The sequence below is a fragment of the Pseudomonas sp. B35(2017) genome, from assembly GCF_002113645.1.
In the GTDB taxonomy this organism is placed as follows: Bacteria; Pseudomonadota; Gammaproteobacteria; order Pseudomonadales; family Pseudomonadaceae; genus Aquipseudomonas; species Aquipseudomonas ekonensis.
This window is the reverse complement of record NZ_NEIZ01000002.1, coordinates 614,153-638,261: the sequence shown is the minus strand read 5'-3', so window position 1 is coordinate 638,261 and position 24,109 is coordinate 614,153. Positions and strand designations below refer to the sequence as shown.

General features: G+C 63.0%; 22 protein-coding genes. 8 read left to right on the top strand and 14 right to left on the bottom strand.

Translation table 11 applies throughout. The annotated features are described in order from the left end of the window. Positions 1–109: 109 nt before the first annotated feature. The 8 genes from CAG41_RS06500 to CAG41_RS06465 are packed head-to-tail and all read left to right on the top strand — an operon-like array spanning position 110 to position 8,082. A complete protein-coding gene (locus CAG41_RS06500; protein WP_085578029.1) occupies positions 110–910 on the top strand; it encodes an ABC transporter permease in 801 nt (266 codons plus the stop codon). A gap of 12 nt (positions 911–922) precedes the next feature. Beyond that, the gene (locus tag CAG41_RS06495; protein ID WP_085578030.1) at positions 923–1,666 is read left to right on the top strand and encodes an ABC transporter ATP-binding protein; all 744 of its coding nucleotides are present in this window, start codon (positions 923–925) and stop codon (positions 1,664–1,666) included. 5 nt (positions 1,667–1,671) lie between these two features. After that, a complete protein-coding gene (locus CAG41_RS06490; RefSeq protein WP_085578031.1) occupies positions 1,672–2,976 on the top strand; it encodes an FkbM family methyltransferase in 1,305 nt (434 codons plus the stop codon). After that, positions 2,973–3,602 (top strand): acetyltransferase, encoded by a 630-nt coding sequence (locus CAG41_RS06485; protein ID WP_085578032.1) that lies wholly within the window; start codon positions 2,973–2,975, stop codon positions 3,600–3,602. The genes CAG41_RS06490 and CAG41_RS06485 overlap by 4 nt, the downstream gene beginning before the upstream one ends. A gap of 10 nt (positions 3,603–3,612) precedes the next feature. Beyond that, positions 3,613–4,716 (top strand): DegT/DnrJ/EryC1/StrS aminotransferase family protein, encoded by a 1,104-nt coding sequence (locus tag CAG41_RS06480; RefSeq protein WP_085578033.1) that lies wholly within the window; start codon positions 3,613–3,615, stop codon positions 4,714–4,716. Further along, positions 4,716–5,753: a glycosyltransferase family 4 protein gene (locus CAG41_RS06475; protein ID WP_085578034.1), complete on the top strand. Its 1,038-nt coding sequence runs from the start codon at positions 4,716–4,718 to the stop codon at positions 5,751–5,753. The genes CAG41_RS06480 and CAG41_RS06475 overlap by 1 nt, the downstream gene beginning before the upstream one ends. Continuing rightward, the gene (locus tag CAG41_RS06470; RefSeq protein WP_085578035.1) at positions 5,750–6,787 is read left to right on the top strand and encodes a glycosyltransferase family 4 protein; all 1,038 of its coding nucleotides are present in this window, start codon (positions 5,750–5,752) and stop codon (positions 6,785–6,787) included. The genes CAG41_RS06475 and CAG41_RS06470 overlap by 4 nt, the downstream gene beginning before the upstream one ends. An 8-nt stretch (positions 6,788–6,795) precedes the next feature. Then, complete coding sequence (locus tag CAG41_RS06465; protein ID WP_170930264.1) at positions 6,796–8,082, top strand: glycosyltransferase; 1,287 nt, start codon at positions 6,796–6,798, stop codon at positions 8,080–8,082. Between the two features lie 49 nt (positions 8,083–8,131). Here CAG41_RS06465 and CAG41_RS06460 read toward each other — a convergent pair whose 3' ends face one another. The 14 genes from CAG41_RS06460 to hisC all read right to left on the bottom strand — a co-directional run bounded on the left by CAG41_RS06460 (position 8,132) and on the right by hisC (position 24,109). Continuing rightward, a complete protein-coding gene (locus tag CAG41_RS06460; protein WP_085706792.1) occupies positions 8,132–9,517 on the bottom strand; it encodes a glycosyltransferase family 1 protein in 1,386 nt (461 codons plus the stop codon). Continuing rightward, positions 9,514–10,740: a glycosyltransferase family 4 protein gene (locus CAG41_RS06455; RefSeq protein WP_139831346.1), complete on the bottom strand. Its 1,227-nt coding sequence runs from the start codon at positions 10,738–10,740 to the stop codon at positions 9,514–9,516. The genes CAG41_RS06460 and CAG41_RS06455 overlap by 4 nt, the downstream gene beginning before the upstream one ends. A gap of 101 nt (positions 10,741–10,841) precedes the next feature. Beyond that, positions 10,842–12,206 carry a phosphomannomutase gene (locus CAG41_RS06450; protein ID WP_085578277.1) on the bottom strand — a complete coding sequence of 455 codons (1,365 nt, stop codon included), beginning with the start codon at positions 12,204–12,206 and terminating at the stop codon, positions 10,842–10,844. A 149-nt stretch (positions 12,207–12,355) separates the two neighbouring features. After that, entirely contained in the window at positions 12,356–13,798 is a 1,443-nt protein-coding gene (locus tag CAG41_RS06445) for a mannose-1-phosphate guanylyltransferase/mannose-6-phosphate isomerase (RefSeq protein ID WP_085578039.1), read from the bottom strand. Positions 13,799–13,985: 187 nt separating this feature from the next. After that, positions 13,986–14,876, bottom strand: a complete 891-nt coding sequence (rfbA, locus tag CAG41_RS06440) for a glucose-1-phosphate thymidylyltransferase RfbA (RefSeq protein ID WP_085578040.1) — start codon at positions 14,874–14,876, stop codon at positions 13,986–13,988. Next, the gene (gene rfbD / locus CAG41_RS06435) at positions 14,873–15,766 is read right to left on the bottom strand and encodes a dTDP-4-dehydrorhamnose reductase (RefSeq protein WP_085693996.1); all 894 of its coding nucleotides are present in this window, start codon (positions 15,764–15,766) and stop codon (positions 14,873–14,875) included. The genes rfbA and rfbD overlap by 4 nt, the downstream gene beginning before the upstream one ends. Further along, on the bottom strand, positions 15,763–16,839 hold the full coding sequence (rfbB, locus tag CAG41_RS06430; protein WP_085629763.1) for a dTDP-glucose 4,6-dehydratase: 1,077 nt from the start codon (positions 16,837–16,839) through the stop codon (positions 15,763–15,765). The genes rfbD and rfbB overlap by 4 nt, the downstream gene beginning before the upstream one ends. Before the next feature lie 236 nt (positions 16,840–17,075). Then, positions 17,076–17,315, bottom strand: a complete 240-nt coding sequence (locus CAG41_RS06425; protein WP_085578043.1) for a LapA family protein — start codon at positions 17,313–17,315, stop codon at positions 17,076–17,078. Between the two features lie 28 nt (positions 17,316–17,343). Further along, complete coding sequence (gene ihfB / locus CAG41_RS06420; RefSeq protein WP_077047287.1) at positions 17,344–17,637, bottom strand: integration host factor subunit beta; 294 nt, start codon at positions 17,635–17,637, stop codon at positions 17,344–17,346. Between the two features lie 139 nt (positions 17,638–17,776). After that, on the bottom strand, positions 17,777–18,055 hold the full coding sequence (locus CAG41_RS06415; protein WP_085706791.1) for a hypothetical protein: 279 nt from the start codon (positions 18,053–18,055) through the stop codon (positions 17,777–17,779). 215 nt (positions 18,056–18,270) lie between these two features. Further along, positions 18,271–19,956: a 30S ribosomal protein S1 gene (gene rpsA, locus CAG41_RS06410; RefSeq protein WP_085578045.1), complete on the bottom strand. Its 1,686-nt coding sequence runs from the start codon at positions 19,954–19,956 to the stop codon at positions 18,271–18,273. A 118-nt stretch (positions 19,957–20,074) separates the two neighbouring features. Beyond that, positions 20,075–20,764 carry a (d)CMP kinase gene (gene cmk / locus CAG41_RS06405; protein ID WP_085578046.1) on the bottom strand — a complete coding sequence of 230 codons (690 nt, stop codon included), beginning with the start codon at positions 20,762–20,764 and terminating at the stop codon, positions 20,075–20,077. Continuing rightward, positions 20,761–22,968 carry a bifunctional prephenate dehydrogenase/3-phosphoshikimate 1-carboxyvinyltransferase gene (locus CAG41_RS06400; protein ID WP_256576782.1) on the bottom strand — a complete coding sequence of 736 codons (2,208 nt, stop codon included), beginning with the start codon at positions 22,966–22,968 and terminating at the stop codon, positions 20,761–20,763. The genes cmk and CAG41_RS06400 overlap by 4 nt, the downstream gene beginning before the upstream one ends. A gap of 28 nt (positions 22,969–22,996) precedes the next feature. Continuing rightward, complete coding sequence (gene hisC / locus CAG41_RS06395; RefSeq protein WP_085629759.1) at positions 22,997–24,109, bottom strand: histidinol-phosphate transaminase; 1,113 nt, start codon at positions 24,107–24,109, stop codon at positions 22,997–22,999.

Below are 24,109 nucleotides of genomic sequence, written 5' to 3'. Positions count from 1 at the left end.
GCCCCGATCTTGCCCCGCCGACTGTAAAGAAAAGATGTAGAAAAGGTGACACTCCCCGCCCCCCAGCCTAAAATGGCGTGTTTTTTTGATCAATAATCTGGTGCTCTTAATGCGCAATGGTTCAGTAAGTATCGCCGTGTCGGACATCATCGCCGCGACAAGGCGGTACGCTTTGGTAGGGACGCTAGGCTGGCAAGACGTGCGACAGCGCTACAGGAGGTCCGCGCTCGGCCCCTTCTGGCTGACCATCAGCATGGGCGTGATGATCGGCACCATCGGCGTGGTGTTCGGCCAGATCTTCAATTCCCCGATGCAGGAGTTCCTTCCGTTCCTGGCCATCGGCATGATCCTCTGGAGCTTCATGTCGACCGTGGTCACCGAAGGCTGCACCGGCTTCATCGCCGCCGAGGGCATCATCAAGCAACTGCCCATTCCCCTGTTCACCCACATCCTGCGCATGATCTGGCGCAACATCCTGATCCTGGGGCACAACATCGTCATTTTCCCGCTCGTGCTGCTGGCCGTCGGCAAGCCGTTGACCTGGCTCGCCCTGATCAGCATTCCGGGCTTCATCCTCGCATTGGTCAACCTGACCTGGATCGCCTTGCTGCTGGGCATCCTCTGCGCCCGCTACCGCGACCTGCCGCAGATCGTCGGCAGCCTGCTGCAAGTGGTGTTCTACCTCACCCCGATCATGTGGATGCCGAGCCTGCTGCCGCAGCGCGCCGGGCTTTACCTGCTCGACCTGAACCCGGTCTACCACGTCATCTCCGTGGTCCGCTCCCCGCTGATCGGACAGATGCCGACCGCCACCAACTGGTGGTTCTCCGTGAGCATGGCCGTGATCGGCTGGATCGTCGCCCTCATGGTGTATGGCCGCTACAAGCGCCGCATCGCTTACTGGCTCTGAGAAGAACTCCCAATGTCCTTGATCGAATTCAATAACGTCAGCGTGGATTTCCCGATCTACAACGCCAACGGCCGTTCCCTGAAGAAACGCCTGATCCAGGTGGCCACCGGCGGGCAACTCGGCGCCGACCAGCAGGGCCGCGTCATCGTCCGGGCCCTCGAAGGCCTCACGTTCACCTTGCGCGACGGCGACCGGGTCGGCCTGCTCGGCCACAACGGCGCCGGCAAGAGTACCCTGCTGCGCCTGCTCAGCAGCGTCTACGAACCGTCCTCCGGCACCGCCCGGATCGACGGCGAGATCGGCTCCCTGATCGACATTTCCCTGGGCACCGACCCGGAAGCCACCGGCCGGGAAAACATCTACCTGCGCGGCGCCATCCTCGGCATGACCAAGGCGCAGATCACCGAAAAGCTCGACGAGATCATCGAGTTCTCCGAGCTGGGCGACTTCGTCGACATGCCGATCCGCACCTATTCTTCGGGCATGCACCTGCGGCTGGCGTTCGCGGTGTCGACCACGATCAAGCCGGAAATCCTGCTGATGGACGAATGGCTGTCGGTCGGCGACGAAGGCTTCAAGCACAAGGCCGAAATCCGCATGAACGAACTGGTGAAGTCGACCAACATCCTGGTGATCGCCAGCCACTCGCGCGAACTGGTCATGCACACCTGCAACCGGGTGCTGTGGCTGGAGCACGGCAAGATCAAGATGGACGGCGACCCGGCGACCGTCACCGCTGCGTACTTCGGAGGCTGAAGCCAGTGAACAGCATCAAGCGCAACGGCGTTGACATCGCAATGGCATTCACTTCGGCGTCCAGGCGCATGCGGATCGCTGCAGTCGTCCAGCCTGTCGCAGCCGCACCGGCCGACATCGCCGAGGCAGCCGTCCACAGCGTGGGCGATGTCGCCGGCGGCGCCCGAACGAGGATCAGCACGATGTTACGACACCAGATCAAACGAGTGCTTCGACGACTGGCCCGCAGCGCCTATCGCGCGACCAAGCCTTTCGCGCGTCCGGTGCTCTTTCGTGTACGCAGCTATTTCACCAGCGCCCTGCGCGAGGAAATGCAGCAGCAGTTCGCCAGGCTGCAGGAACATCAGCAAGAACAGACCCGGCAAATCATGCAGGAGCTCCAACGCCTGGCGAATGCGGCCAATGTTCAGACCTCGCTCTCTCGCAAACTCATTGCCGAGCAGCTCCCCCTGGAGAAGGCCGGACCGCAGCTGGACCGCATCGAGCACTACTCGCTCATCGACGTCAACCGCGTCGCCATCAACTCCGGATCCGACGAGACCCTGGTGAAGTCGGCTGTCGGCTATGTCCTGTGCGGCGCCAAGGACCATGCCCTTCTGGCCAACCTGATGGAAGCCGGGGAGCTGGAGCCCGGAACCCGAAAGCTCATTGAACGGCTCGTCCGCCCGGGCGACACCTACATCGATGTCGGCGCCAATATCGGCATGCATTCGATCGCGGCGGCCCGGGCGATGGCGGGACGCGGCAAGGTCATCGCCTTCGAGCCGTTCGAACCCACCCGCAAAATGCTCGAAAGGAACCTGTGGCTCAACGGCTTCTCCGAGATCAGCGAAGTTTCCCACTACGCCCTGTCGGACACCACGGGCACCCACAAGCTGCACCTGGGTGCCACCAGCGGCCACCACTCGCTCTACGAACTCGAGACCCCGTCGTTCTCGTCTGCGGCATCGGTCGACATCTCAACGACCACCCTGGATGAGTTCCTGCCCGAATCCCAGACCGCGCGGCTGCTGAAGCTCGATGCGGAAGGGGCCGAGATCGATATCGTCAAAGGCGCAAAACGTCTGCTTTCGACCAACCCGCACATGTTCATCATCGTCGAGCTTGGCCTGTCCCACCTGAAACGGAACTCGATCGCGCTCGAAGACTGGCTGCGACATTTCACCGCCCTGGGGCTTGCCTTCAACGTCGTCAACGACCAAACCGGCGATCTCGAAGACTGGTCGGCCGAACGGCTGTCCCAGGCCGAGTCCGTCAACCTGCTTTTCACCTCCCCCGAATCAATGCAAGCCGCAAGGACGCAAGCATGAAGACCGAAGTCATCGTCATAGGCGCCGGCGGGCATGCCAAGGTCTGCATCGAACTGCTGCAGGCCCAGGGCGACACCGTCGCCTGCTGCGTCGGCAATCCGGACAGCCCGGACACCTGCGTGGGCATCCCCGTGCTGAAAAGTGACGACCACCTGTCCGCGCTCTTCAATGAAGGCTATCGGCGGGTGTTCGTCGCCATCGGCGCAAACGCCGTCCGAAACAAGCTCGCCGCCAAGGCCACCGCCCTGGGCTTCACGCTGGTCAACGCCGTCAGCCCGGCCGCCACCGTTTCGCCCTCGGCCCGGCTTGGCGCAGGGGTCGCCGTGATGGCGGGCGCCGTGATCAATGCCGAGGCGACGATAGCCGACCTCTGCATCGTCAACACCGGCGCCACCATCGACCATGACTGCGTCCTGGGCCAGGCCGTCCACATCGCCCCCCAGTGCGCACTGGCGGGCAACGTCCAGGTCGGCGACCTCAGTTTCGTCGGCGTAGGCAGCAAGATCATTCCGGAGATTCGCATCGGCGAGTCTTCCATGGTAGGCGCCGGCAGCGTCGTCATTTCCAATGTCGGTTCGGCAGTCACGGTTGTGGGCGTGCCGGCCAAAGCTTTAAACAAATTTTGAAGGAAGAGACATGAAACGTATTTCCGTTGCACAACCGAAGCTTGCCGGAAACGAGCGCAAGTACGTACTCGATTGCCTGGACACCAACTGGATTTCCTCCAACGGCAAGTACATCACCGCCTTCGAAGAAAGCTTTGCGGCCTTCTGCGGGGTCAAGCACGCGATCGCGACCAACAACGGCACCACCGCCCTGCACCTGGCGCTGGTCGTGCTCGACCTGCAGCCCGGCGACGAAGTCATCATTCCGACCGTGACATACATCGCGACCGCGAACGCCGTCCGCTACTGCGGCGCCACCCCGGTGCTGGTGGATGTGTGCGCCGATACGATGAACATCGATCCACAGACCATCGAAAGCAAGATCACCTCCAAGACCAAGGGCATCATCCCGGTGCACCTCTACGGCCATCCGGCGCAGATGGACGTGATCAACGACATCGCCCGCAAACACAACCTGTGGGTCGTCGAAGACGCCGCCGAAGCCCACGGCGCCGAGGTCAAGGGCAGCAAGGTCGGCAGTCTCGGCACGTGCGCGACCTTCAGCTTCTTCGGCAACAAGATCGTGACCACCGGCGAAGGCGGCATGGTCACCACCAACGACGATGCGCTGGCCGCCAAGCTGCGCCTGTTCCGCGGCCAGGGCATGGATCCGAACCGTCGCTACTGGTTCCCGGTGATCGGCTACAACTACCGCATGACCAACATCCAGGCCGCCATCGGCCTGGCCCAGATGGAAGGCATCGCCACCTCGCTGGCAGACCGCGAACAGATCGCCAACTGGTACGACGAGGCGCTGGCCGACCTCAAGGACAAGATCGTCCTGCCTACCGAGGCGGCCTGGGCCAAGCAGGTGTTCTGGATGTACAACATCTTCCTGGCTGACGGCGACGAGCACAAACGCGACGCCGTCATGCAGAAGCTGGACGCGATGGGCATCGAGACCCGGCCGGTGTTCTACCCGATGCACGTCCTGCCGCCCTACAAGGAAGACGGCATCTATCCGGTGGCGGACCTGTGGTCCGGCCGCGGCATCAACCTGCCGACCCACCAGGACCTGACCCGCGAAGACATCATCAGGATCGCGGCCAGCTTGCGTGAGGTCTTGGCGGCCTGATGAAAATCGCCCTTTGCTCTTCATTCGTCCCTTTCATCAAGGGCGGCGGAAGAAACATCGTCGACTGGCTGGCTTCGACCCTGATCGAAGCCGGACATCAGGTGGAGGTCGTGTACCTTCCGGAGTACGACGCTCCGCCCGACATCCTGTTCCAGCAGATGATGGCGTTGCGCTGGGTGGACCTGCAGGCGGCGGACCGGGTCATCTGCTTCCGCCCTCAGGCGCACCTGATACCGCACCCGCACAAGATTCTGTGGTTCATTCACCACATCCGCACCTTCTACGACCTGTGGGACACCCCGTACCGGGACTTTCCCGACAACGCCGAGAACCGGGCGATCCGCCAATCCCTGATGGAGGTGGACACCCTGGCGATGGGTGAAGCGAAGACCGTGTTCAGCAACTCGAAAGTCGTCTCCCAACGCCTCAAGACCTACAACGGCATCGACAGCGAAGTCCTGTATCCGCCGGTCTTTCAGCCGGAGCGCTTTTTCTGCGCCGGGTACAACGACGAGATCGTCTACATCTGCCGCCTGGAGCACTACAAGCGCCAGCACCTGCTCATCGAGGCGTTGAGCTACACCACCACGCCGGTTCGCCTGCGCATCCTGGGAACGGGCGCGAGCCCGGACTACGGCAACGCCCTCCGGCAGGCGATCGAGACCTGCAACGTCGCGGACCGGGTCACGCTGGAAGACCGCTGGATCAGCGAGGAGGAGAAGGTGGAGCATCTGTCGCAGTGCCTGGCCGCCGCCTATCTGCCGCTGGACGAAGACTCCTACGGATACCCCAGCCTGGAAGCCAGCCACGCGCAGAAGCCGATCCTCACGACCTCGGACTCCGGCGGCGTGCTGGAGCTGGTCCAGGACGGGCACAACGGCTACGTCGCCGAACCGACCCCCGAATCCCTGGCCGACGCCATGGACAAACTCTACCGGGACAAGAACGTGACCCAAACCATGGGCAGGAATGCCAGTCAGCGGCTGGTCGACCTGAAGATCTCCTGGACACAGGTTCTGGAGCGTCTTCTGGCATGAAAGTATTGATCGTGAACAACATGGCGCCCTTCATCTGGGGGGGCGCGGAAGAGCTGGCCGTCAATCTGCAGAAGAACCTGACCGTCGCCGGGCATGACGCGGAAATCCTGCGGATCCCCTTCCAATGGGAGCCGGCCACCCGCATCCCGTCGCAGATGCTGTTGGCGCGGACGCTGGAGATCGCCAATACCGATCATGTCATCGCCCTGAAGTTTCCGGCGTACCTGGTGCGCCACCACCGCAAATCGCTGTGGCTGCTGCACCAGTACCGGCAAGCCTATGACCTGTACGATGCGGGCCAGACCAACCTGCCCCCGGGCGAAACCGGAGCGGACATCCGCAAAGCCATCGCCCATGCCGACAACGAGACCTTCGCGCAGAGCCGGCACATCTACACCAACTCGGAAGTCACCCGACAGCGCCTGCTCAAGTACAACGGCTTCGACTCCAAAGTGCTGCTTCCGCCCGTCAACGACCCGGAAGCCTTCACCGGCGGCGAAGACGACGGCTACATTTTTGCGGGCGGCCGGGTCAACGGCATGAAACGCCAGTACCTGCTGCTGCAAGCCCTGGCCAAAGCCGACCGGCGCGTGAAAATGATCATTGCCGGCCCGCCCGAAACGCCTGCCGACACACAGCAACTGCATGCGATCATCGAGCAGTTCGGGCTGCAGGACCGCGTCAGGCTCGACCTGCGCTTCCTGCCTCGCGCGACCTACGTGGACTACGTCAACCGTGCGCTGGCCGTTGCCTACATTCCGTTCGACGAAGACTCGTTGGGTTACGTCAGCATGGAAGCGGCGACCGCCCGCAAGGCATTGATCACGACCACCGACAGCGGCGGGATCCTCGGCCTGGTGGTGCCCGGCGAAACCGGATGGCGGGCAGAGCCGTCGGCGGAGAGCCTGGCGCAAGCGATGAACGCCGCTTACGAGAACAGGGCCAGGACCCGACAGTACGGGGAAGGGGCACAGACGCTGTGGAACAGCCTGGGCATCAATTGGCCGGAGACTGTCGAGGCACTGATCAAATGAAACTTGTCATGTTCACGCCGGCCGTCAAGACGTCGGCCATCGGCCGGATGACCCGGCTCGTCGTCCGCCAGCTCCTGGCCCAGCAACACCAGGTCGTGGTGGTCCGCACCGAAAGCCAGCACGTCACGGCCGACGAGCTGCACGACTTCGGCTGCACCGTGCTGCCATGGACCGACGAAGCCCAAGTCGCCCGGGAAATCGAAGCGGCCGACGAATGCGTCTATCAGATCGGCAACAGCTACGAGTTCCATGAAGGCGGCATCGCCTGGCTGACCAAGACCCCCGGCGTCGTCTGCCTGCACGACTTCTTTCTCGGGCATCTGTTTTTCGGCTGGTCGCAGAACCGGCGCGAAGAGGCGGTCAGGATCCTGGAGCAGTGGTATGGAAACGCCGTTGCGCAGGGGTACTTCCAGATCCATGACGGTTCGGTGTTCATCAGCCAGACCCTCAACGAAGCCCCGCTCACCGAGTGGATCAGCTCGATGGCCAGCACCGTGATCACCCACAGCAATTGGGGTTGCGAGCGCGTGCTGGCGGCCTGTGCCGGCCCGGTCTACGTGACGCCGCTGGCCTACGACGCCCCCGGCGCCACAGGCAACGACGGGCACACCGGCGGTGACCGTCTGAATGTCCTGACCATCGGCCACGTCAACCCCAACAAGCGGGTCGAACGCTGCATCCAGGCCATCGCCGAAAGCCCTTCACTGCGGGCGAACGTCCGTTACCGACTGGTCGGCGCCATCCTTCCGGAAACGGAAAAACGACTGTCCGAGCTGGCGCTCGACAGCGGCGTCGAGCTGATCATCTCCAACGAGGTCGATGACGCGGCGCTGTCCGAAGCCATCCGCGAAGCGGATGTCATCAGTTGCCTGCGCTGGCCCAGCCTGGAGGCCGCCTCCGCCTCGGCCATCGAAGCGATGCTCTACGGCAAGGCCACGATCGTCACGGACACCGGCTTCTACAGTGAGCTGCCCGACGCGTGCGTCCTGAAGATATCGGCGGACAATGAAGTGGAGGACCTGAAACGGATCTTCCTTTCGCTCCACGAGGACCGGACATCGGCCAATGCCATCGGGCAGCGGGCACAAGCGTGGGCACGGGAAACGTTCACGGCCGAAAACTACGCACAGAAGCTGGAGCTGGCGGTCGGCGCTTCGCTTCGGGCGAAGGTGCTGCTCAAGGCCGTCGATCACTTTTCAGGCATCATCGAACAATGGTCGGCCAACCCTGCCCTGCTGGCGACGGCGGACATTCAGGCGCCGCTGAGCGTGTTCAACACCAACACCATCGTCTAGGTCTCGCGGCGCAGGCCCGGATCGCCGGGCCTGCGCCACCGACGCCTGACTATCTCGAACTGTCGAAAACGACCTGAGCAGTCTCTTTCCAGGCCACCGGCAGGTAGCGCTGGCGGATCGCCTCTTCCTTGGCGGCCAACGCCGCCGGATCGAAGGCATACTTTTCCAGCTCCGCCGCCCACACCGTGACGTCCCACGGCTCCAGGTAATCCAGCAGATCCCCACCGACCTCCGGAATCGAAGCCGCACTGGAGGCCAGGCAGTACTTGCCCGCCGCCAGGCTTTCCGCCACCGGCAGGCCCCAGCCTTCGTACAGCGACGGGAAGGCCGTCATCATGCAATGGCGATACAGGTGCATCAGATCCGAGTCGGAGACATTGTTGAGGATGCGGATGTGGTCTTTCGTGCGCGGATCCAGATTGATGTCCATCAACAGATCCCCCACGCCCCAGCCCGGCATGCCGACGAACACCAGCTTGGGCAGGTCCTGCACGCCTTTGTCGACCAGGCGCGTGTAGGCCCGGTACAGCACCTCATGGTTCTTGCGACGCTCGATGGTCGACACGAACAGCACGAAACGCTCCTTCAGCAGGGCCTTCACATCCGCGCTGATGTCATCGCTCGACTCATGGGACAACTGGCAACCCAGCTTGACCACCGCCGTCTCCGGAACAGGCGCGCCCAACTCGCCGAGCAGCGAAATCAGGTCTTTGCGGGTGCATTCCGAAATGCACAGGATCTTGTCCGCGCACCAGGCGACATCGGTGAAGTAGTTGGCGAACTTGGCCGCCACGTCACCCACGCACAGGTGCGGCAAGCGCACAGGGATCACGTCGTAGCAGCAAAGGACGACCCGCAGGCCGACCTTCTTCTTGAGCTCGTACAGGTACGGCAGATCCTTGTTGTCCCAATCCAGGCCGACGGAAATGTAGCTGTCGCCCTTGGAGAAGGGATGCCCGGCAATGCCGGCCTTGCGGGCAACCGGCGCGAACACGTAACCGCGGTTGGCCGGCTTCAGGAATGCCTTGGCCGCCGAACGCAAATGCCGCAAGCCGATCACCGCCTCGACGATCGAGACCCGACGCTGCTGGAAGAACTGATAGATCCGCCCGCTCAGGCGCGTCGGCAGCCGGTTCAGCACCTTGATGGCCTTATCCTTGAGCCGGGCTTCGATCGAGCTTTTGTTCGCGGCGCCGCTGGCGACCTTTCCTGGCGCCACGGCGTGGGCGCCGGAAATGCGCTTCAGCGTGGCCGCGACGTCACCGGCCGAGACCGCCGCGTAGCCGGCGGCATGGTCGTAGGCGCAGAACTTCACGTCTTCGCCGGCAGCGATCAGCTCAAGCGCATGGGCGGCCGCTTCCGCTTCGGTGCGGATAATGCCTACCGCTGGCCGGCGCCAGCCCAGAATGGTCGTCACATCAAACCAGGTGGTCATGCCTCTTGCGCCTTCTTCTCAATGACTTGTGCCGCTGCTTGCGGAATCGGTTCCAGGCTCCGGGCCCAGGTCAACGGCTCACGGGACGCTCTGTCCGGTCCCTTGCCCTCTGTCGACGCCGGCCCGGTCAAACGGCCACGGATCGCAGCGTGAAACTCGGCAGGCGAACGCGCGACGCTGATTTCCGGCTGGCTCAGATGCTGCTCGAACCCGCGGAACGCCGACTCGGTGCCGACCACATACTTGCCCGAATAGATGGCTTCCGCCGTCTTGATGTTCGAGCCGCCGCCATGGGGGATCGGCAACAGGAACGCATGGGCGAGGGTCTTCACGGCATCCAGGTCTTCGTCGGGCAGCATGTACAGCAACTGCAGGCGCGACAGGTTCAGCTGGCCCCAACGACTGTCGCGCAGCGTCGCCTCCAGGTGCTCGCACACGCTGCCGACCACCACCAGCTTGCTGTCCGGCGGGATGCACGCCAGGGAACTGCCCAGGCACTCGTTGAACCCCTTGAAGTTCGGCGGGTGGGCGCTGGCGACGTAGAGGATCCACGGCGATTCCGGCAGGCGCGCCTTCCAGGTCTCCAGAACCTCGGCCTTGGCGGTCCACGGCGCGATGCCGTTGGGTGCGAGCAGCGGCATCGCCGCGCCCCAGGCCTTGAGGATGTCATAGTCCGCCTGCGTGACGGCCACGGCGATGTCCGCCTCCAGCGCCGCCTTGCGCTCCAGCGCCTCGATGTCGGCGATCACCGGCGCTGCGCCCTTGATGCCGTAGCTGTCGAGGATCTCCTGCTTCAGCGGCGCTTCGATGTTCTGCGAACCGTAGATCAGGCAGGCATTGCGGTACTGGGGCATCTGCTTGATCTTCAGCACCAGCGGCCACAGCCACGGCTGCTCGACATGGATGACGTCGATGGCCGGCGGCAGCTTCTTGAGGATCTCCGGGAACCCGCCCTGCTCCGAGGCCGCGAACTCCCCCGAAAGCAGGTCATTGATCAAGGGCACGTACGCGCCCTTGTACTTCCTGAAGTCGCTGCCGGCCGGGAACTTGACGTCGTTCGGCCCCAGCGTCGACGGCGGATACCCTTCCGGCTCATAGACCGCCAGGTGAGTCACGCTCCAGCCGCTTTGCTCGAAGGTCGAGGCGATGTTGGCCACCCGCACCTGCCCGCCGTGCCGGGGACTGGCGATCGGATAGGTACTCAGCAATAAAACCGTTTTCAAATTATGAACCTTCAGAATTGATGCTTCGCGACCGGCGACCGCGCCTGACCTCTTCGCTCACAGAAGCGCGGTCGCCGTTGGCTGCCAAAAGACCCGGAGCCTCAGGCGCCCGTGATCAGCGCCTCGACGTCCTTGAACCGCGCCTGCATCAGCGCCTCGTCGCCCTTCGCTTCGACATTGAGCCGCAACAGCGGTTCGGTGTTGGAACCGCGCAGGTTGAAACGCCAGTCACCGAAGGACAGGCTGATGCCGTCGGTCTTGTCGAGCTCCGGGCCGTGCGGCAGGTAATGCGCCAGCACCTTCTCCAGCACCGCCGGCACGTCCGCCACCCGGTAGTTGACCTCGCCGCTGCAGGGGTAAGCGGCAATCCGCTCGTCGACCAGCTGGGCCAGCGTCTTGCCGGTGGCGGACATCAAGGCCGCCACGAGCAGCCACGGAATCATCCCGCTGTCGCAGTAGGCAAAGTCGCGGAAGTAGTGGTGGGCGCTCATTTCGCCGCCGTAGATCGCATCTTCCAGGCGCATGCGCTCCTTGATGAACGCGTGCCCGGTCTTGCACAGCACAGGGACGCCGCCGGCCTGCTCGACCTGGTCGATGGTGTTCCAGGTCAGTCGCGGGTCGTGGATGATCTTGCTGCCCGGGTGCTGCTTGAGCAGCATCTCGGCCAGCAGGCCCACGATGTAGTAACCCTCGATGAACCGCCCGTTGCCGTCGAAGAAGAAGCAACGGTCGAAATCGCCGTCCCAGGCCAGACCGATGTCGCAGCCGTTGTCCAGCAAGGCCTGGCGGGTCAGGTCACGGTTTTCCGGCAGCAGCGGGTTGGGCACGCCGTTGGGGAAATGGCCGTCCGGCTCGGCGTTGATGACCACCCATTCAAACGGCAGCCGATCGATCAGCGCCTGCAGCGCCGGGCCTGCGGCACCGTTGCCCGGGTCGGCCAGCACCTTCAGGGGCTTGAGCGTGGCGACGTCGATGTAGGTCAGCAGGTGCTCGATGTAGCGGCCCTTGTCCGCTTCGACGCGGACGCTGCCCGGCGTGGCGGCCAACGGGCCCAGGTCACCGCTGTCGACGCGGTCGCGGATGGCGTTGAGCCCGGTGTCGCCGCTGATCGGCCGCGACTGCGACTTGACCAGCTTCATGCCGTTGTAGCCCTTGGGGTTGTGGCTGGCCGTGATCATCACGCCGCCGTCGGCGCCGAACGCGCTGGTGGCGAAATACACCTCTTCGGTGCCGCACAGGCCGATGTCGATCACATCGGCGCCGGCTTCGAGCAGGCCCCGCGTCATCGCCTCGGCCAGCATCGGGCTCTCGAGCCGCATGTCCCGACCCAGCACAATGCTTTTGCCTTGAAGCTCAGTGACCATCGCCCGGCCGATCCGGTAGGCGACCTCTTCATTGAGGTCCGAAGGCACCTGGCCGCGAATGTCGTAAGCCTTGAAGCACTGGGTCTTGATAGGGGTATGCATGCTGGTCTCTTGCTCGGGATTCAGGTGACGGCACGCCGGGAACATCCGCTGCGCGCCGTCGGGATGGATGGGTGTCGAAGATCGACACATGCAAATAAGCCTGACCGGCAGAACATGCACCGGTCAGGCTTATGGCGTCCGGCCCGCAGTTACTTGTCGACGCGGCCGTAGTTGTCTTCGAAGCGGACGATATCGTCCTCGCCCAGGTAATCGCCGCTCTGCACTTCGATCAGCACCAGCGGAATCACGCCCGGGTTCTCCAGACGGTGCTGGTGGCCGGCGCGGATGAAGGTCGACTCGTTGGTGTTCAGCATCAGCTTCTGCTGATCGTTGACCACCACCGCCATGCCCTCGACGACGATCCAGTGCTCGCTGCGGTGGTGATGCATCTGCAGCGACAGCGAGGCCTTCGGCTTGACGACGATGCGCTTGATCTTGAAGCGCTTGCCCTCTTCCAGGGTGGTGTAGGTGCCCCACGGGCGATGGACCGTGCGGTGCAGCAGGTGCACCGTGTGGCTGCAGGCCTTGAGCTGGCTGACGATGTGCTTCACGTCCTGGGCGTGGTCCTTGTGGGCGATCATCACGGCGTCAGGCGTGTCGATGACCAGAAGGTCCTCCACGCCGACCAGGGCGGTCAGGCGCTCTTCGCTGTTCACGTAGTTGTTGCGCGAGTCGTGGGCCAGCACTTCGCCTTCGAACCGGTTGCCGTTTTCGTCCGCCGGGGTCAGTTCGCTCACCGCGTTCCAGGAACCGATGTCGCTCCAGCCGATGTCGCAAGGGATGGTCGCGACCTTCTGGGAGCGCTCCATCAGCGCATAGTCGATGGAGATGTCCGGCACCTGGGCGAACAGCCCGCTGTCCAGCGCCAGGCAACGGTAGTTGTCGGACGACGTCAGGCGCGACGCCTCGATGGTCTTGGCGACCGCGGCGACGACGTCGGGAGCGTGCTGGCGCAGCTCCTCCAGCACCGTGCCGACGCGGAAGCAGAACATGCCGGAGTTCCAGAAGTAGTTGCCGGCGCTGAGGTAGCCTTGGGCGGTTTCCAGGTTCGGCTTCTCGACGAAACGCGCCACCTTCAGGCCGCCCTTGAGCGGAGCGGACTTTTGCGCCTCGATGTAGCCGAAGCCGGTTTCAGGATAGGTCGGCTGGATGCCGAAGGTGACCAGCCAGCCCTCGGAAGCCAGGGTGACGGCGTTCGCCACGGCCGCCGCAAACGCTTTCTCGTCCTTGATCAGGTGGTCGGCCGCCAGCACCAGCATGTGGGCGTCGGCGCCGTGGCTGGCCTCCAGCGAGAGCGCCGCCGCAGCGACGGCGGCTGCGGTGTTGCGACCGAACGGCTCGAGGATGAAGCCCTGGGCGTGCCCGGCCTTGTTGACCAGGCCGTACTCGTCCTCGGTCTTGAACAGCAGCTCACGGTTGGTGACCGTCAGGACTTCGACAACCCCTTCCAGGCGCGAAGCGCGCAGGAACGTCTTCTGGATCAGATTCTGGCCATCCGGCAGCTCCATGAACGGCTTTGGATGGGCCTCACGGGAAACCGGCCACAACCGGCTGCCCACTCCGCCAGACAAAATTACGGGAATCAGTTCCATGCTCTAAATCCTTAAGCCCCTTCCCGCGGATGACCGGCGGGCAAGCGGGTTCAGTTATGTTTCTGGTCGTTCGTGCACCGGATTCAGTGCAAAACCCTCGCCGCTGGCGGCCATTCTACAGCGCCAGCCCCCCATAGATCACTCGGCACGTGCATACGGGCCACAGCAACCGACAGAACGGCCGGCCTCACATCGTCGGGTGGTCCAGCAGCTTCTGAAGATACTGACCGTAACCGGTCTTCTTCAGACGCTCGGCCTGAACCTTCAGTTGCTCTGCGTCGATCCAGCCGTTGTTGTAGGCGATCTCTTCCAGGCACGCGACCTTCAGCCCCTGACGGTGCTCGATGGTGTGGACGAAGTGCCCGGCCTCCAGCAGCGAATCGTGCGTACCGGTGTCCAGCCAGGCGAACCCGCGGCCCAGCATTTCGACGTTGAGGGTCTTCTGCTCCAGGTACGCGCGGTTGATGTCGGTGATTTCCAGCTCGCCGCGCGCCGATGGCTTGATGCCTTTCGCGATCTCGACCACTTTGTTGTCGTAGAAGTACAGCCCGGTGACCGCATAGTTGGATTTGGGCTTCAGCGGTTTCTCTTCGATGCTCAGGGCGCTGCCCGATGCGTCGAATTCGACCACGCCGAAGCGCTCCGGGTCACTGACGTGATAGCCGAACACCGTCGCCCCGGAAGGCTGGGCATTGGCCGAACGCAGGTTTTCGGTGAAGTACTGCCCGTAGAAGATGTTGTCGCCCAGGATCAGGCAGCACGGATCGTCGCCGATGAACGACTCGCCGATGATGAACGCCTGCGCCAGGCCGTCGGGGCTTGGCTGCTCGGCGTAGCTCAGCTCGATGCCGTAGAGGCTGCCGTCGCCCAGCAGCTTGCGGAAATTGGGCAAGTCTTCAGGGGTGGAAATGATCAGGATTTCACGCATGCCAGCCAGCATGAGCACCGACAGCGGATAGAAAATCATCGGCTTGTCGTAGATCGGCAGCAACTGCTTGGACACACCCAGCGTGACCGGATGCAGACGGGTGCCCGAGCCGCCGGCCAGAATGATGCCTTTACGGTTTGTCTTGATCATTTGTTGAGAATTTCCCTAAGCATTCGTGTGACGCCACTTTGCCAATCCGGCAAGTGCAAAGAAAAGTTGTCGCGCAGTTTCTGGTTGCTCAGCCGCGAGTTCAGGGGGCGGCGGGCCGGGGTCGGATAGGCGGCGGAATCGATCGGATTGATCTGCGTGACCGCCAGCTCCTCGCCGAGGTCCCGGGCAAGGCCGATGACGAAAGCGGCGTAGCCGTGCCAGGACACCTCACCGCCGGCCACGAGGTGATACACGCCTGCCAGTTCGGGACGCTGTTGGACCTGCTGGATGGCGTGGGCCGTGACGTCCGCGATCAGGTCCGCACCGGTCGGCGCGCCGACCTGGTCGGCGACGACGTCGAGGCTTGCGCGCTCACGGGCCAGCCTCAGCATGGTCTTGGCGAAATTGCCGCCGCGGGAGCCATAGCACCAACTGGTGCGGAAAATCAGGTGCTTGCAGCCGCTGGCGATGATCGCCTGCTCACCCGCCGCCTTGCTGGCGCCGTAGTGGTTCAGCGGGGCCACCGCATCGGTCTCCAGCCAAGGCGCGGCCCCCTCGCCGCTGAAGACGTAATCGGTGGAATAGTGGATCAGCCACGCCCCCAGGCGCGCCGCTTCCTCGGCCATGACCCGGCTCGCCTGGGCATTCACCCGTTCGGCCAACTCCCGCTCGGCCTCGGCCTTGTCGACGGCGGTGTAGGCCGCGGCATTGACGATGACGTCCGGCCGCACCGTTTGCAGGGTCGCGCGCAGACCGTCCAGGTCGGCAAGATCTCCGCACAGCCCCGGCGCCCCATGACGATCCAAGCAGATCAGCTCGCCGAGGGGCGCGAGCGAGCGTTGCAGCTCCCAGCCCACCTGCCCGCTTTTGCCCAGCAGTAGAATCTTCATGGCTTGCCCGAACGGCCCGCGTAGTTCTGCTCGATCCACTGCTGGTAGCTGCCGCTCTTGACGTGGGCCACCCACTCCGCGTTGTTCAGGTACCACTCGACGGTCTTGCGGATGCCGGTCTCGAAGGTTTCCTCGGGCGCCCAGCCCAGCTCACGCTGGATCTTGCTGGCATCGATGGCATACCGCTGGTCGTGGCCGGGGCGGTCCTGGACATACGTGATCAGGTCCGCATGCGGGCGATGGGCGGATTCCGGACGCAGCTCATCGAGCAAGGCGCAAAGCGCATGCACCACTTCGATGTTCTGCTTTTCGTTGTGTCCGCCGATGTTGTAGGTCTCGCCGACGACGCCCTCGGTCACGACCTTGTAGAGCGCCCGCGCGTGATCTTCTACATACAGCCAGTCGCGCACTTGGTTGCCTTTGCCGTACACAGGCAACGGCTTGCCTTCCAGCGCGTTGAGAATGATCAGCGGGATCAGCTTCTCGGGGAAATGGCAGGGGCCGTAGTTGTTGGAGCAATTGGTGACCAGGGTCGGCAGGCCATAGGTACGGGCCCAGGCGCGAACCAGATGGTCCGAACTGGCCTTGCTCGCCGAATACGGGGAGCTCGGCTGGTAGGGCGTGGTCTCGGTGAAGAGGTCTTCCGGCCCTTCCAGGTCGCCGTACACCTCGTCGGTCGAGATGTGATGGAAGCGGAAGCGCGCCTTGCGCGCCTCGTCCATCGCGCCCCAGTACTGGCGCGCGGCCTCAAGCAGGGTGTACGTGCCGATGATGTTGGTCTGGATGAATTCGGACGGCCCGGAGATCGAGCGGTCGACGTGGGACTCCGCGGCCAGGTGCATGATCGCATCCGGCTGATGCTCATTGAGGACGCGGTCGATCTGCCCGCGGTCGCAGATGTCGACCCGCTCGAAAACGTAACGCTCGTCCTGGCTCACTTGCGCCAACGATTCGAGATTACCGGCGTAGGTCAGCTTATCGACGTTCACCACGGAATCGGGCGTGTTGGAAATGATGTGACGGATAACGGCCGAGCCGATGAATCCGGCACCGCCGGTTACGAGAATTTTCACGCGAAGTCATACCCTTGAGCTGCTGACGGATCGCCGACCGGGCGATGTCAAATCCACGAATACAAAAGCCCCTGAACGAAGAGGCCTCTATCGAAATCGGTCCTGACGGAAGCGCAAAGATGCCTCCAGTCGGTCAGGGCGGCATTTTACAGCTTAATGAACGATTTACTAATGGATCTGGATAGGCTGCGAACCAAACGGAACAGCACCGACATTCGGCTTTGTCGCCGCATGTGTCAGGCGAGACGTTTGCGGGACGCCCTGGACGACCGCCCGAAAAGCCAACCGATCAGCGGGCCGATCAACATGCCGAACAGCAACGCCAGCACCATGATCAACGACACAGGCAGCTCGGGGCCGACCCAACCCATGAAGCGCAGCGAAAGCGGTTGCTGGTTTTCCAGCATGAACGCAAGGGTGGCCAGCACCGGCACCAGCAGGAAGACGCCTGCCACGATACGTTTGAGAGGGCTCATGCCGACTCCCCGGAAAGCAGCATGACGATCAAAGCCCCTCCTCCTCTTCGTTCACACGGTCACGCAATTCCTTGCCTGGCTTGAAGTGCGGAACGAACTTCCCGTCGAGGCTGACGGATTGGCCGGTCTTTGGGTTGCGGCCGACGCGCGGCGCACGGTAGTGCAGGGAAAAGCTGCCGAAGCCACGGATCTCGATGCGATCCCCGGTCGCCAGGCATTGGGACATTTGCTCAAGCATGGTCTTGATGGCCAACTCCACATCCTTGGATGAGAGCAGCCCTTGATGGGTGACAATTCGTTCGATCAACTCCGACTTCGTCATGTTTTTCCCTTCTTTTTCAAGCAGCTAGATCAGCGCTTCAAAGGTTTTAGCACGCCCTGAAGAATTTGAACAGCCCAGGGATTGACATATCTTCAACGCCCCGGAAACACCCGCTTTCGGCCCTGCGACGGCTGCGGAGTCACCGACAGATCACCAGCATGGTGCGCGTCACGTAGCCTGCCGGGTTGAACCCGAAAGGAAAGACGTCCTCCTCCTTCGCGTCGTCGGATCTCGCCAACACCTTGTAGCCAGCCCCCTTGCACTCCTTGGCGGCCCGCTTGAGACACCTGTCCCATCCGGCCCCCAACCCCGAACAGTCAACCTCTATGCCGCTGACGCCGTGCACCGCATGCGTCTTTGCGCCAGTCGTGCACCCCGCCAACGCCAACATTGCAAACAAAACAATCAGCTTGCTCATTCCGATCCTTATGCCAGGCAAACAGCCCGACCACTGCACTCTTCAATTCAAGCCTAGCTGCGATTGGGCAATTGATCCGCCCAGAGAAACAGACCGCAAAAAAAACGATCCGGTTTCATTCAGTTGCCGAAACCGCTTCATCAAGACCGCGAACGTCAAATCGCAGGCACAAAAAAGGGCGACCGAAGTCGCCCTTTTTCATGACCTATCAGAACTTAGTTCTGTTTGGCCATTGCTTGCTTCAGCAGTGCCGCCATGGTGGTGTCGACTGCTTCGCCTTCCGGAGCTGCTTTCAGGCTCTGGATGGCTTCTTTCTCTTCAGCGTCGTCTTTCGACTTGATCGAGAGCTGGATTACGCGGCTCTTACGGTCAACGCTGATGATCTTGGCTTCGACTTCCTGGCCTTCTTTCAGGACGTTACGCGCGTCTTCAACGCGGTCACGGCTGATTTCGGAGGCTTTCAGGGTCGCTTCGATGTCGTCGGCCAGAACGATGATGGCGCCTTTGGCGTCAACTTCTTTCACGGTGCCCTTGACGATAGCGCCCTTGTCGTTCTCTTGGACGTACTCGGAGAACGGATCGCTTTCCAGTTGCTTGATGCCCAGGGAGATGCGCTCGCGCTCTGGGTCAACCGACAGGATAACGGTGTCCAGCTCGTCGCCCTTCTTGTAACGACGCACGGCTTCTTCGCCGGTTTCGTTCCAGGAGATGTCGGACAGGTGAACCAGACCGTCGATGCCGCCGTCCAGGCCGATGAAGATACCGAAGTCGGTGATCGACTTGATGGTGCCGGAGATCTTGTCGCCCTTGTTGAACTGGCCAGAGAAGTCTTCCCATGGGTTCGACTTGCACTGCTTGATGCCCAGGGAGATACGACGACGCTCTTCGTCGATGTCCAGAACCATGACTTCCACTTCGTCGCCGACTTGTACGACTTTCGAAGGGTGGATGTTCTTGTTGGTCCAGTCCATTTCGGAAACGTGCACCAGACCTTCAACGCCTTCTTCCAGCTCAGCGAAGCAGCCGTAGTCGGTCAGGTTGGTCACGCGCGCCATGACGCGGGTGCTTTCCGGGTAACGGGCTTTGATGGCAACCCACGGGTCTTCACCCAGTTGCTTCAGGCCCAGGGAAACACGGTTACGCTCGCGATCGTACTTCAGAACCTTGACGTCGATCTCGTCGCCGACATTGACGATCTCGGAAGGATGCTTGATGCGCTTCCAGGCCATGTCGGTGATGTGCAGCAGGCCGTCCACGCCACCCAGATCGACGAATGCGCCGTAATCGGTGAGGTTCTTGACGATACCTTTGACTTGCTGGCCTTCCTGCAGGGATTCCAGCAGAGCTTCACGCTCGGCGGAGTTCTCGGCTTCCAGGACGCTGCGACGGGAAACGACAACGTTGTTGCGCTTCTGGTCCAGCTTGATGACCTTGAATTCCAGCTCTTTGCCTTCCAGGTGCGTGGTGTCGCGCACTGGACGGACGTCAACCAGGGAACCTGGCAGGAACGCACGGATGCCGTTAACGTCGACAGTGAAGCCGCCCTTAACCTTACCGTTGATAACGCCCTTGACCACTTCCTCGGCTGCGAAGGCTGCTTCCAGAACGATCCAGCATTCAGCGCGCTTGGCTTTTTCACGGGACAGTTTGGTTTCACCGAAACCGTCTTCAACCGAGTCCAGAGCAACGTGAACTTCGTCACCGATGTTGATGTTCAGGTCACCCGAATCGCTCTTGAATTGCTCCAGAGGGATGAGTGCTTCCGACTTCAGGCCAGCGTGGACGGTTACCCAGCCCATCTGGTAGTCGATATCAACGATAACGCCGGTGATGATGGAGCCTGCCTGAAGGTTCAGGGACTTTAGGCTTTCTTCAAAGAGTTCCGCAAAGCTTTCGCTCATTTTAATTCCTGTAGATTAGGGCGAAGGATACGCCCATAGCCACACCCCAGACGGTATGGATCAGTTTCATTTAAAAGAAGCGCCGCAGGACTATGACTGGTCCCCTGCCGCCTTCTGGTCACCCGGCGATATCGCGGAGGGCGATCTCGCTCATGATGCGTTCAAGCACCTGGTCGATGGACAACTCCGTGGAATCCAGCTGTATCGCGTCGGCCGCCGGCTTGAGCGGGGCTACGCTTCGCTGGGTGTCACGCTCGTCGCGCGCACGGATCTCATCTAGCAGACTCGACAGACTAACACCCTCGACTTTGCCCTTCAACTGCAAATATCGGCGGCGCGCCCGCTCCTCGGCACTGGCCGTCAGGAAAATCTTCAGGGGGGCGCCGGGAAAGACCACCGTGCCCATGTCGCGGCCGTCGGCCACCAGGCCCGGCATTTCCTGGAAATCGCGCTGGCGCTGCAGCAGCGCCTCGCGCACCGCCGGCAACGCCGCCACCTGGGAGGCGCCGGCGCCGACGCTCTCGGTGCGGATGACATCGCTGACTTCGTCGCCTTCCAGGATGATGCGCTGCAGCTGACCGTTCGTCGCCGGGATGAACTGAACATCCAGATGAGCGGCGAGTTTCTTCAGCAGCTCTTCATTGGTCAGGTCGACACCATGGTTGCGCGCCGCGAACGCCAACAGGCGATACAGCGCGCCGGAGTCCAGCAGGTTCCAGCCCAGGCGCTCGGCCAGAATGCCGGCTACCGTGCCCTTGCCCGAGCCGCTTGGCCCATCGATGGTGATGACCGGTGCGATGCTGTTCACGACTGTGCCTCTTTTGCCACACGGATGCCCACCTGCGCGCACAGCGCCAGGAAGTTCGGGAACGAGGTCGCGACGTTGGCGCAGTCATGGATGCGGATCGGCGCATCGGCGCGCAGCGAGGCCACGCTGAAGGCCATCGCGATGCGATGGTCGCCGTGACCGTGCACTTCGCCGCCGCCGATGCGGCCGCCGTCGATGATGATGCCGTCCGGGGTCGGTTCGCACTTGACGCCCAGCGCCAGCAACCCGTCCGCCATCACCTGGATCCGATCCGATTCCTTGACCCGCAGCTCTTCGGCGCCGGTCAGGACCGTGCGGCCCTCGGCGCAGGCAGCGGCCACGAACAGCACCGGGAACTCGTCGATGGCCAGCGGAACCAGCGCCTCGGGAATCTCGATACCTTTGAGTTTAGCTGCCCGCACCCGCAGGTCGGCCACCGGCTCGCCGCCGACTTCACGCTGGTTCTCCAGGGTGATGTCCGCGCCCATCAGGCGCAGGATGTCGATCACGCCGGTGCGGGTCGGGTTGATGCCGACGTGCTCGAGCACAAGCTCGGAGCCCTCGGCGATCGAGGCCGCCACCAGGAAGAACGCCGACGAGGAAATGTCGCCCGGCACTTCGATGTGGGTTGCGGTCAGCTTGCCGCCCGACTCGACCGAGGCGGTCGCGCCGTCGACATCCACCGAATAGCCGAAGCCGCGCAGCATGCGCTCGGTATGGTCGCGGGTCGGCGCAGGCTCTGTGACGGTGGTCTTGCCGTCCGCGTACAGGCCGGCCAGCAGCAGGCAGGACTTCACCTGGGCACTGGCCATCGGCATGGTGTAGGTCAGGCCCTTGAGCTTGTTGCCGCCGCGAATGGTCATCGGCGGACGACCCTCGGCGGCGGTTTCGATCACGGCGCCCATCTCGCGCAGCGGATTGGCCACGCGGTTCATCGGACGCTTGGACAGCGAGGCGTCGCCGGTCAGGGTGCTGTCGAAGTCCTGCGCCGCCAGCAGGCCGGACAGCAGGCGCATCGAGGTGCCGGAGTTGCCCAGGTAGATCGGGCCCGGCGCCGGCTTGAGGCCGTGCAGGCCGACGCCGTGAATGGTCACACGACCGTGGTGCGGGCCTTCGATGACCACGCCCATGTCGCGGAACGCCTGCAAGGTCGCCAGAGCGTCTTCGCCCTCAAGGAAACCTTCGACTTCGGTGACGCCTTCAGCCAGGGAGCCGAGCATGATCGAACGGTGGGAAATCGATTTGTCGCCCGGTACGCGAATCCGACCGGACAGGCGGCCACCAGGTTGAGCCAGGAAGATCAGATCGTTGGAGTTCATAGCGTCCACATAGGCCCTGCGGGCCAGGATTTTACTGAAATGCTCGCGGGCAACCCGGGCGCGCGTGAAGACGCCCAACAGTTGGTGCCCATCCCCTGCATCGACCGCGTCGCGCAAGGCGTCGAGATCGCTGCGAAATGTATCGAGTGTGCGCAGGACCGCCTCGCGGTTGGCGAGGAAGATGTCGTGCCACATGACCGGGTCGCTTCCGGCGATTCTTGTGAAATCGCGGAAACCGCCCGCAGCGTAACGGAAGATCTCCAGGTTTTCATTGCGCTTGGCCAGCGAATCGACGAGACCGAAGGCCAGCAGGTGCGGAAGGTGACTGGTCGCGGCCAGCACCTCGTCGTGACGGTCGACCTGCATGTGCTCGACGTCGGCACCCAGTTCGCGCCACAAGCGATCGACGACCGCCAGCGCTTGCGGATCGGTCTGCTCCAGCGGCGTCAGGATCACTTTGTGACGGCGGAACAGCTCGGCATTGGAGGCTTCCACGCCGCTCTGCTCGGAACCGGCGATCGGATGCCCCGGCACGAAACGCGACGGCATGCCGCCGAACGCTTGCGTGGCCGCGCGCACCACATTGCCCTTGGCGCTGCCGACGTCGGTCAGGATCGCCTGCCCCAGCTCCATGCCGGCCAGACGGCCCAGCACTTTTTCCATGGCCAGGATCGGCACGGCCAGCTGGATCACGTCAGCGCCCTGACAGGCGGCGAGCAGATCCTCCTCGCAGCGATCCACCACGCCCAGCTCGACCGCAAGCTTGCGCGACTGCGGGTCGAGATCCACCCCGACCACTTCGCGGCACAGGCCGCTTTCCCGCAAGCCCTTGGCAAAAGAACCACCGATCAACCCCAGACCGACCACCACCAAGCGACCGATCATAGGTGCAGCAGGTTGCAGCGCAGTGACATCAACCACGGGCCAAAACCTTGCTCAACGCTTCGAGGAAGCGACGGTTTTCCGCCGGCAGACCGATGGTCACCCGCAGATGGTTCGGCATGCCGTAGTTGGCCACCGGACGCACGATCACGCCCTCGCGCAGCAGCCCCTGGAACACCGGCGCCGCCTCCCGGCCGAGGTCGACGCAGATGAAGTTGCCCTTGGACGGGATCCAGCCCAGCCCCAGATCGCGGAAACCCGCCTCGAGCTGCTGCATGCCGGACTCGTTGAGCTGACGGCTCTGCGCCAGGTAGTCCTCATCCTTCAGCGCAGCGCAAGCCGCCGCCAAGGCCAGGCTATTGACGTTGAACGGCTGTCGTACGCGGTTCAGCACGTCCGCCACCACCGGCGTGGAGAGACCGTAGCCCACGCGCAGGGCCGCCAGGCCATAGGCCTTGGAAAAGGTGCGCGACACCAGCAGGTTCGGGTAGGCCGCCAGGAAGTCCAGGCCGTCCGGCAGGTCGGAGCCTTCGGCGTACTCGATGTACGCCTCATCCAGCACCACCAGCACATGCTCCGGCACGTCTTGCAGGAATTCGTCCAGCGCTTCGGCACCGAACCAGGTGCCGGTCGGGTTGTTCGGGTTGGCGATGAACACGACACGGGTGTTGGCGTCGATGGCCGCCAGCATGGCCGGCAGGTCATGCCCCCAGTCCTTGGCCGGCACGACCTTGGCCTGCGCGCCGACGGCCTGGGTCGCGATCGGGTACACCGCGAAGGCGTGCTCGCTGAACACGGCATTCAGGCCCGGGGCCAGGTAGGCCCGCGCCACCAGTTCCAGAATGTCGTTGGAGCCGTTGCCCAGGGTCACCTGGTTCAGCTCGACGCGGCATTGCTCGGCAAGCAACGACTTGAGCGCAAAACCGTTGCCGTCCGGATAGCGGGTCAGTTCGGCCAGCTCGTCGCGGATGGCCGCCAGGGCCTTCGGACTTGCGCCCAACGGGTTCTCGTTGCTGGCCAGTTTGACGATGCTGGCCGGATCCAGGTCCAGCTCGCGGGCCAGTTCGTCCACAGGCTTGCCCGGAACGTAGGGCGAAAGTTGCTGCACGCCCGGCTGCGCCAGGTCGAGGAAGTTACCGCTCAT